This is a genomic window from Salinimicrobium oceani (assembly GCF_012037645.1).
The window spans coordinates 1-288 of sequence record NZ_JAAVJR010001600.1 but is presented as its reverse complement, the minus strand read 5'-3'; the positions used below and the strand labels follow the sequence as shown (position 1 = coordinate 288).

1 protein-coding gene is annotated in these 288 nt (G+C 42.7%); it reads right to left on the bottom strand.

The features are described 5' to 3' along the window. Positions 1-252, bottom strand: a 252-nt coding sequence (locus tag HC175_RS23245; RefSeq protein ID WP_168140107.1) for a helix-turn-helix domain-containing protein, incomplete at its 3' end; no start/stop codon positions are given. Between the last annotated feature and the right edge of the window lie 36 nt (positions 253-288).

Sequence of the window (288 nt, the reverse complement as noted above, 5' to 3'; positions counted from 1 at the left end):
CTTGGGACTAACATCACCTTTAGTTACCTGCAGATATTTTTGATTACTCTCACCAAAGAGCCACACAGGATTGATCCCGAACTGGCGGAGCAATTCGGCAACGATCTTACCCGAAAGTTTGGTACGACCTCTTTCAATGTCGGCAGTGGAATTCTTGATCCCTAATACCTCAGCAAATTCGGCCTGGGTGAAATTATTTTCATCCCGAACCTCCTTAAATCGCTTTATCTCTGGTGTGATATCTGTTCCCATACCTGCAAAATTACAATTTTAAGGAAATTCTCCAAC